A 9,004-nucleotide genomic window follows, 5' to 3' on the forward strand; every position below is an offset into this window, starting at 1 on the left:
GGAATTCCGGAAGGGGCACCGCTTATTCTGAATGTTGGAAGTTACCGTCCCGTAAAAGGGCAGCTCACATTTGTACAGGCCTGCCAGAGGGTTATCAAAAAACGGCCGGATGTGCACTGTGCCCTTGTTGGGGAAATGCGCGAACCCGTCTTGGGTCACATTCAGCGCCAGATGCAAGAGGGGGGTGCGAAAAACATTCATCTTTTGCCGCCTACCTCCCGGATGCCTGCGGTTTACCCGCGTGCCTCTCTGCTGGTAGTAAGCTCCCATTTTGAGGGGTTTTCGAATACGATTCTGGAAGCGGGTGCTTCAGGTGTACCGGTGGTGGCGACCCGTGTGGGAGGGAATCCGGAAGCGGTAGAATCCGGGGTTGACGGCATTCTGGTTCCGCCAAAGAACCCCGAAGCCATGGCCCGCGCCATTTTGGATTTGCTGGCGGATCCGAAAAAACGGACCGCCATGGGGCAGGCAGCCCGACGCAAGGTTCACGAACGGTTTTCGCTTGAAAAAATGGTTCAGACCATGGAAAGGCATTACATCACCTGGCTGGAGACTCACACGCATGGCCATTGACCGGAAAAGGCTTACCAATCGGGGGTTGGCAAAGGCCTCCCTTTTTATGATGACCATGACGCTGGCCAGCCGCATTCTGGGATTGGTGAAAAATATTGCGATTGCCTATCTCTTTGGGGCAGGCGCCAATGCCGACGCTTTCTGGCTGGCCCTGATGATTCCCGGTATCTTCGCCTATTTGTTTACCACGGGAGCGGATAATTACATTCCGATTTTCTCAAAAAACCTGGTTCAGCAAGGCGAAGAAAAAGCGTGGGAAGCCGGAAATATTATCCTGACCCTCTACCTGGTGCTTATCGCTTTGGGAACCCTGATCGGACTGCTTTCGGTCCCGCTGCTGGTAAAAATTTTGGCCCCCGGCTTTCAGAGCAGCGTCCAGCGCCTCACGATCCTTTTGGCCTGGGTGATGATGGGAATGTCCGTTTTTATCGGATTTTCAGAGCTCGGAAAAGCTGTTCTCTACAATGAAGAAAAGTTTTACGCGCCCACACTCGGAGGGGTGTTCAACAATGTGGTGATTCTGGCCGTGATGATCTTCTTCTACCAAAAATGGGGGATTTTCGCGGCGGCCGTCGGGATTTCCCTGGGGGCAAGCTGCCAAATTCTGGTTCAGGTACCGCAGTTGTGGAAGCTCCGGCGAAAAATCCATTTAACCTTTCACTGGAAACATCCGGCCGTAAAGAATTGGGCCAAACTGACCTTTCCGCTTTATCTTGGAAAAGCGGGGGGGTATTTAAATTCATCCGTGGACAAAATTTTTGCCTCATTTTTGCCGGTCGGGGCAATTTCTGCATTAAGCTACGGTTTTCTGATTGTGGAATTGCCCGCCAATGTTTTTTCTCTTTCGTTGTTGAATGCGCTTTACCCGCGCATGGCCCGGGAAGCCAGCAAGGCCGATTCGGAAGAAGATCAAAAAATCGTTCAAAAAGCCCTGCGTATGATTGCCCTGTTTTTACTGCCGACGATGCTGCTTATTGTCCTGCTTCGGAAGGCCATTGTACGGATCATTTTCGAACACGGGGCCTTTTCGGCAAAATCCACCGAGATGACGGCCGTGGCCATTCTCTTTTACGGCGTCGGGATTCTCGCTTTCGGGCTGAATGATGTGCTGGTATTCGGCTTTAATGCCCACCACAACAATGTCGATTCCATGAAAATTGGGTGGGTTCGGGTCATCACAAATATCGTATTGAATGTACTGCTGGTGTCGTCCATGGGACTGGCCGGATTGGCGCTGGCGACCAGCCTTTCCGGATATGTGAAGCTGGTTATTCTGTTCATCGTCTACCAACGAAAATACGGCCGGATTATCGACCGGCAATGGCGACTCTGGTTTGGAAAGGTTTTGGCCGCTTCTGTTTTAATGGTTCTGGCCGTGGTGGGTTTTCAACTGATTTTTGAGGAGTGGGCCTTTTCAGGAGCGCTTTTTTCACAGATCCGTTACCTGGCCGGTGCTCTGGTTTGGGGAGGATTCGTTTTTCTTGGGGGCGCCGTCCTTCTGCGGATCGAAGAACTGGTGGCGGTTTTTCACTTTGCAACGAATCAATTAAAGGTAAGGGTTGGGTTTCAGGAATGAGTGTATCTTTCGCAAAAGTAACCTACGTGCTGTCTCAGTTTCCGGAAACACACGAAACGTTTATTCTGCGTGAAATTCTGGAAATGGAGCGGCAGGGCGTGTCCGTTGAAATCATTTCCCTGAAAAAATGCCGGGATAAGGTGATTCAGACGGCGGCTCTTCGTTTGAAAGAGCGAACCCACTACGTAACGGCATCTGTCTGGCTCAGTGCGATTCTTCTCACGGGTAAATATTTTCTGAAACATCCCGTAAAATTTATGCGGATTTTCCGAACTCTTGTTCGCGATAACAAAAAGCATCCGGGCTATTTGATCAAAACACTGGGTTTGCTCCCGATCGGGGTTTATGCGGGACAAAAATCCCGTCAGTGGGGGGCGCGAAAAATTCATGCCCATTGGGCGACCGTGCCGGCAGAAACAGCCTGGGTAGCCTCCCGGGTCTCGGGGATTCCGTTTTCGTTTACGGCCCATGCGTGGGATATTTTTCTTCACCCCGGAAATCTGGAGCGTCTCATTGATGATGCCGATAAAGTCATTACGTGCACGAAATTTAATAAGTCCTATATGAATGATCAATTTGGCCGGAATTTTGGAAATAAAATTGTGGTCACTTACCATGGTCTGGACTTTTCGGGGATTGTACCGAAGAACGGGGCGATTTCAACGGAATTTCGTGCCCTGGCCATTGGCAGACTGGTTGAACAAAAGGGTTTTTCTGACCTGCTGCGGGCGGTTGCTTATTTGAAAAAGAAGGGGTTCCGTGTTACAGTCTGGTTGGTTGGAGACGGTCCTCTGAGGGAAGAATTGAAGAAAATGGCCCGTGATCTGGATATTGAAGACCGTGTGGAATTTAAAGGGATGCTGCTTCAGCAGGAGGTGTTTTCCCTGATGCGCCGGGCGGATGTTTTGGTGATGCCCAGTGTGGTGGCCAAAAACAACGACCGCGATGGAATCCCAAATGTAATTCTGGAAGCCATGGCGCACCGCCTGCCGGTGATCGGAACCCGCGTTTCGGGATTGCCTGAGGTGATTATTGATCATGTGACCGGATTGCTGGTGCGGCCCGGAGCGCCCGAAGAACTGGCTGAAGCCATCGAATGGCTGATCACAAATTCAGCCGAGACACAATCCATGGTGGAACAGGCCGGTCATCTCCTCTCGGAGAATTTTGATATTCACAAAAATGTCTTTCGAATGCGAAAAGAATTGAGACTGATTTGATGAGGACGTCACTCAAAATAGCTTTTGTGATCGAATCGCTGGAAAACCGGGGCGCACAGAACTTAATGGTTGATTGGGCCGTTCTGCTGCAGCAAAGGGGTTTCGACATTCACATCGTAAGCTTTCGCTACGAACAAAGCTCCCTGATTCAAACGATCCAGAAATCCGGGCTGCCATTGAAATTCTTTCACAAACGCAGCCGGGTCGATGGGGTCTTTTTTCGGAATTTGATTTCCTATTTCAGGAAAGAAGAATTCGATATCGTCCACACCCACGTTTTTACGGCCAACCTCTGGGGACAACTGGCCGCCATGTGGAGCCAAATCCCCGTGCGTATTCTTCACGAACACGGGTATTTCAGCACGTCTTCACGGTTTCGCCGCGGAATTATTCGCTGGCTGACCCAAAATAGCACGAAATTATGTGTTGTTTCCGATCATCTGAAAAAAGAATTTGCTGATAAAGCAGGAATTCCTGTCGATAAAATTGAAGTGGTTCGAAACGGGGTGGACTGGCAGCGTTTTGATCAGATCGGTTATCCGGAAGGGCTCAAAAATGGCAAGTCCGTTGTGGGCGTGGTAGGAGCCCTGGAAAAACGAAAAGATCCGTTCAATTTTATTCGGGCAGCGGAAAAAATCCTGCAGGAGCGGAACGATGTGGAATTCTGGTGGGTGGGAGACGGTCCCTTTTTCCCTCAGGTTCAGGACTATTTGGCGGCAAAAAACTTGTGTGGAAGGATTAAATTGTGGGGGAGCCAGCCCCTTGTGCGTCCTTTTTTGAACCAGATGGATGTGTTTGTGCTGCCGTCGAAAACGGAGGGCGTCCCGCTGAGCCTACTGGAGGCCATGGGCGCCGGACTACCACCGGTTGCCACACGGGTGGGCGAAAATGAATCCATTATTTCGGATGGGGAAAGCGGCCTATTGGTTCCGGCGGAAAATGCCGATGCCCTGTCCGATGCCATCGGGCAACTGATTCGTTCCCCAAAAAGTCGTGAGCAGTTTGGGAAACGAGCCCGGCAGTTTGTGAGAAACCATTTTTCACTGGCCAATTCGGTCGAGCATCTTGTAAGGTTGTACACCCAATTGATAGAGGGTCAAAATGACGCTTAACCATAGAATAAAATGTCCCATTCTCATGTATCACGATGTGGTTCCGGACGCCCGCGTGCCGGAGCTTCGCGGTGAACGCGCCCATTACACCCTTCGGAGGAATCAATTCCGGGAACAAATGGAGTTTCTGAAATCTCAGGGGATAAGGGGGATCAGCTTCTCGGAGTTTTACGCATGGGTTCAGAATGATCCTCAGGAATTGGTTTCCGGGAAGTATGTTGTGCTGACATTTGATGACGGCCACCGTTCCCAGATGGAATTCGCCGCTCCCATTTTAAGAGAGTACGGTTTTACGGCTACTTTTTTTGTCGTGACCGATTGGATCGGCGACCCTGATTTTGTGTCCGAAGAGGATCTTCGGGAGCTGGTGGCTTCGGGGATGGACGTTCAATCGCACACGGCCAGTCACACATTTCTGATGGAATTGAATTCACACCAGGCGGTAAACGAGCTGCTGGGATCAAAAAAGATGCTGGAATCCATCCTGAATCGGCCGGTGGATTTTCTGTCTCTTCCGGGCGGCCGAATTGATCGTTCCATCTGGCAGCTTTGCGGCTCGTATGGTTACAAGGGGATTTTGACATCCCTCTTTGGCTACGGAAATTTTCAGCCGTTCTGGGAGAAAATTCACGCAAACGGATACGTCCCGCACGGGTACTACCGGATTGCCGTAAATCCAAAAATGAGTCCGTCCACATTTGCCCATTTGGTGACAATGAAGGGCTGGCGTCCCGCCTATTTTTGGTGGCGGAACCGATTGGCTGTCCTGGCCAAGCGAACCATTGGCAGCGAAAGCTATCATAAACTCTGGTTGTTTTTATTCGGGGGAAAACCGGACCGGACCAAAAAGCAGGAGGCTGTGGCTGATCATGCGTAAGACGGTGTGGATTTTTCTTCTTTTTATCCTGGCGGGTCGACTTGTTTGGGCGGATGGCCGCCTTTCGTACCGGATTGTGAATGAGTCGCGAAAGGTTCATCCGAAGGAAGTCGTTCGTTCGGATGCCTGGCTTTTTAATTCCTCCAAAAACCGGATTGAACTGGCGGGGGCGAAGAATGAAACGGTCTCGTTTCAAATTATCTTGCGATCCGGAAAAGAGACAACGATAAAAGATGCCGAAATTCAGTGGGACACGCCCGGCGTGCTTTCAGCCTCATTTTTTTATGAGAGCTTTTTATTTGCACCGAATGTGCCGAAAAAAATAGTAGCGGGACCGGCCGGAGACTATCCGGATCCCCTGATCCCTTTCCGGGATCCGTACCAAAAGGGGCGACGAGTGGCGCTTCCGTTTTCGCTCCGGCCCAATCGAAATCAGCCGGTCTGGGTGGATATTCGGATTCCCCGGAATGCCCCTGCAGGCCTTCACCGGGGGACGATTCAATTCGCCACCGGTACGGGAGAGAGTGTGAAAATGGGGGTTCAGGTGCGGGTGTGGAATTTTGTTCTTCCCCGAAAAATCACTTTGACGGCCTGGGTTCCCCTTTACTGGGAACGCCTGGCCGAGGCAGAAAATCTGGATCCCCGAAGTCTTTTTCTTCGGAAGAATTGGCCGGTTATTCTTCGTTACTATCGGATGGCACACGACCACGGGTTCGTCACACAAATTACCAATGGCGTGGATCAGCCCGACATTGAGTGGGATGAAAAAACCGGTAAAATGCTTTCGATCAATTGGTCGGCTTATGATTTTTATTTTGGCCCCATTTTATCGGGAAAAGCCTTTTCCGATGGGGTTCCGCCCGCGCTCTGGAAGGTGGGACCCTGGCCCTGGTGGGGAATGCGGGACGGTGACAAGCCCTTTTTTGGCGATGATTATCAGAGATCCCGCCATCTCTCAGAGGCCCACAAAAGGGCGCTGCGTACCTACGTTCGGGCCATTGAAACCCATTTTGCCCGAAAAGGATGGACGGCTCCCGAGCTTTTTGTGTATTTGGTTGACGAGCCGGATTTTAAATCCTATCCCCAATTGAAGGCCATGATCCGCGATCTGGGTCAGGCCGTTCACGAGGGGGGCTCCCGGGTAAAAAACATGGCCACGGTTTCTCCGGGATTGAACCCCGACCTGATCGGAAGCGTGGATATCTGGGCCACGACCGGGGGAACATACTGGGTGCCGTCGATGCAGGCGCGGCAGGCAAAGGGGGAAAAGGCCTGGTTCTACCAGGAGCACGAGCCGTTTGTGGGAGGGCAATGCCTGAACCAGAACGGCCTGTCCCTGCGAACCTGGCCCTGGATTGCCAAACGGTACGGTGTGAACGGCATTTTTCTCTGGGTGGGCGATTTTTGGCCGAAGCATGTGTACACCAATGCCCAGAACTGGAATGATTCGGATATTTCCAATGGGATCCTGTTTTATCCGGGAAACCAGCTGCCACAAATTCATTTTCCGGCAATTAACGGGCCGGTTAGTTCTTTTCGAATGAAAGAGCTTCGGCGGGGGATGCAGGATTACGCCTATTTTCAATTGGCCGGGAAAGAGGCGGATCCCGTCGTGAGAAGCATAATTCGTTCGGCGCTGAATCCCCGGGAAATCAGCCCCTACTGGGACTGTCCCCGGTGGGCCAAACCGGGGGATTGGAGCCACAATCCTGAAGACTGGGAAAACGCCAGGCGGGAGCTGGCCCGGATAATTCTGGAAAAAGGTCACTAAATAAAATGGGGGGGAACCCCCGTTCATAAAAAATATAACGGGTTGCTTGATTCGGATGAATCCCAAAAAAAGGGTGGAGTGGAGAGATGATTAAAAAAACTGTTTTATTTGTACTCATTACAGGAATTCTGGTGCCCGCTTGTCTTTTGGCACAATCCAACAGCCTGCAGCCAAAACGGGCATTTGTACTGCAGCCGGGAGATGCCATTTCGATTACGATCGTCCCGGATGGAAATGCAGCCGATCGAGTGGAGCGAACCATAATTATCCGTCCCGATGGAAAGGTCAACCTGCCGCTGTTGGGAGATGTTCAAGTCGCCGGATTCACTCCCAACCAGGTGGACCGAAACGTCACCCAAAAGCTCAAAGCCTTTATGTCCAGTGCGGAGGTGACGGTCAATGTCACGAGTTTTGGGGGACATCGGTATTACGTGATCGGGGAGGTTCGGAATCCCGGTTACTTTCAACTGGGCAAGCCCATTACCGTCCTGGACGCGGTGCAATTGGCAGGGGGAGCAACCACTCACGCCAGTTTGAATCATGTGAAAATTGTGCGAGGCGATCCAAAAAATCCCGTAATTATTCGCGTAAAACTCAAAGATATTCAAAAAAGGGGGAAGAATCAGACCAATTATTTTTTGCAGAATCAGGATGTTGTGGTGGTTCCCTCCACACTTTGGGCGAAGACAGGATACTTTTTCAGTAACCTTTTATTCCCGTTCCGGGATGTGATTGCCTTGGTGCTTTCGGCCCTTGGAACACTTTACTTTGTACGGCGGTAGGGGAGGTCATTCCGATGAGGATTGTATTTGAAGGCGTGTTCTGGTTGATCATTTTTCTAACGTTTTACACCTATTTGGGTTACCCGCTGATTTTGATGCTTATTTCGCGGGTAAAAAAATGGAATCCGGAGAAACACACACCGCTTTCCCGGGACAGTCAGCCGCTTTCTGAAAAGAGCCGGGGGATTCATTTAAGACAGCTGAATTGGCCGCGCGTCAGTCTCTTTATTCCGGCTTTTAATGAAGAAAAGATCATCCGGCAAAAGATTGAAAACAGCCTGGAGCTGGATTATCCGGCGGATCGGTTGGAAATTGTGGTTGCCAGCGACGGATCATTTGATCTGACCAACGAAATGATTCAATCCTATTCGGATTCAGAAATCTATTTTTACAAATACACGACCCGCGAGGGGAAAACCTCCCTGATTAATAAAACCATCCCCAAATTGACAGGTGAAATTGTTGTGATGAGCGATGCCTCGGCCATGCTGGACAAGTCGGCCTTAAAGGAGTTGGTGAAGAATTTCACGGATCCGAGGGTGGGCGCCGCTTCCGGGGTGTACAAATTTGAAAAATGGGATGCCTCCGTTCGGGGGAAGGGAGAATGGCTCTATTGGAAATACGAAACTCACATCAAAAAAATGGAAAGCCGGATTTATTCGGTGATTGGAGCCCATGGGGCACTTCTGGCATTTCGGAAAGAGTTGTTTGAACCCCTTCCGCCCGAGGCCATCAACGATGATTTTATTATTCCCATGCGGGTTCTGGAAAAGGGAAAACGCGTGGTGTACGATCCGAAAGCCGTTGCCAGCGAAGAGACGTACAGTGACAGCTTTGGCGATTTCAACCGCCGGTCGCGGATTTTTGTGGGAAATCTCCAGCAGATTCTCATTCTTAAAAAACTGCTTAATCCCTTTAGGGGATGGCCGTCTTTTGAATTCTGGTCGCACAAAGTCCTCCGGACGCTCAGCCCGTTGTTTATTGTGGCCCTGTTTTTTGTGAATCTTCCCCTGACGGGGGGATTTTACCGGCTCACCCTGCTGGCTCAAGTGTCCCTGTACGGATTGTCGTTTGTAGGGGTGATTTTCCAGAA

The 9,004-nt window shown here is 50.8% G+C and carries 8 protein-coding genes; all 8 read left to right on the plus strand.

Annotated features, from left to right (window positions below):
- Positions 1–573, plus strand: a 573-nt coding sequence (locus GXO76_11920; GenBank protein NOY78566.1) for a glycosyltransferase, incomplete at its 5' end; no start/stop codon positions are given.
- Positions 563–2,149, plus strand: coding sequence for a murein biosynthesis integral membrane protein MurJ (gene murJ, locus GXO76_11925; protein ID NOY78567.1), 1,587 nt, complete (start codon positions 563–565; stop codon positions 2,147–2,149). The genes GXO76_11920 and murJ, both read left to right, overlap by 11 nt.
- The gene (locus GXO76_11930; protein NOY78568.1) at positions 2,146–3,369 is read left to right on the plus strand and encodes a glycosyltransferase family 4 protein; all 1,224 of its coding nucleotides are present in this window, start codon (positions 2,146–2,148) and stop codon (positions 3,367–3,369) included. Before murJ ends, GXO76_11930 begins: the two co-directional genes overlap by 4 nt.
- A complete protein-coding gene (locus tag GXO76_11935; protein ID NOY78569.1) occupies positions 3,369–4,481 on the plus strand; it encodes a glycosyltransferase family 4 protein in 1,113 nt (370 codons plus the stop codon). The genes GXO76_11930 and GXO76_11935 overlap by 1 nt, the downstream gene beginning before the upstream one ends.
- Complete coding sequence (locus GXO76_11940; GenBank protein NOY78570.1) at positions 4,471–5,358, plus strand: polysaccharide deacetylase family protein; 888 nt, start codon at positions 4,471–4,473, stop codon at positions 5,356–5,358. The genes GXO76_11935 and GXO76_11940 overlap by 11 nt, the downstream gene beginning before the upstream one ends.
- Positions 5,351–7,129 carry a DUF4091 domain-containing protein gene (locus GXO76_11945; protein NOY78571.1) on the plus strand — a complete coding sequence of 593 codons (1,779 nt, stop codon included), beginning with the start codon at positions 5,351–5,353 and terminating at the stop codon, positions 7,127–7,129. Before GXO76_11940 ends, GXO76_11945 begins: the two co-directional genes overlap by 8 nt.
- 86 nt (positions 7,130–7,215) lie before the next feature.
- On the plus strand, positions 7,216–7,911 hold the full coding sequence (locus GXO76_11950; protein ID NOY78572.1) for a hypothetical protein: 696 nt from the start codon (positions 7,216–7,218) through the stop codon (positions 7,909–7,911).
- 14 nt (positions 7,912–7,925) lie between these two features.
- On the plus strand, positions 7,926–9,004 hold a 1,079-nt coding region (locus tag GXO76_11955; protein NOY78573.1), incomplete at its 3' end, for a glycosyltransferase family 2 protein.

It is taken from the genome of Calditrichota bacterium (assembly GCA_013151735.1).
Classification (GTDB): domain Bacteria; phylum Zhuqueibacterota; class JdFR-76; order JdFR-76; family BMS3Abin05; genus BMS3Abin05.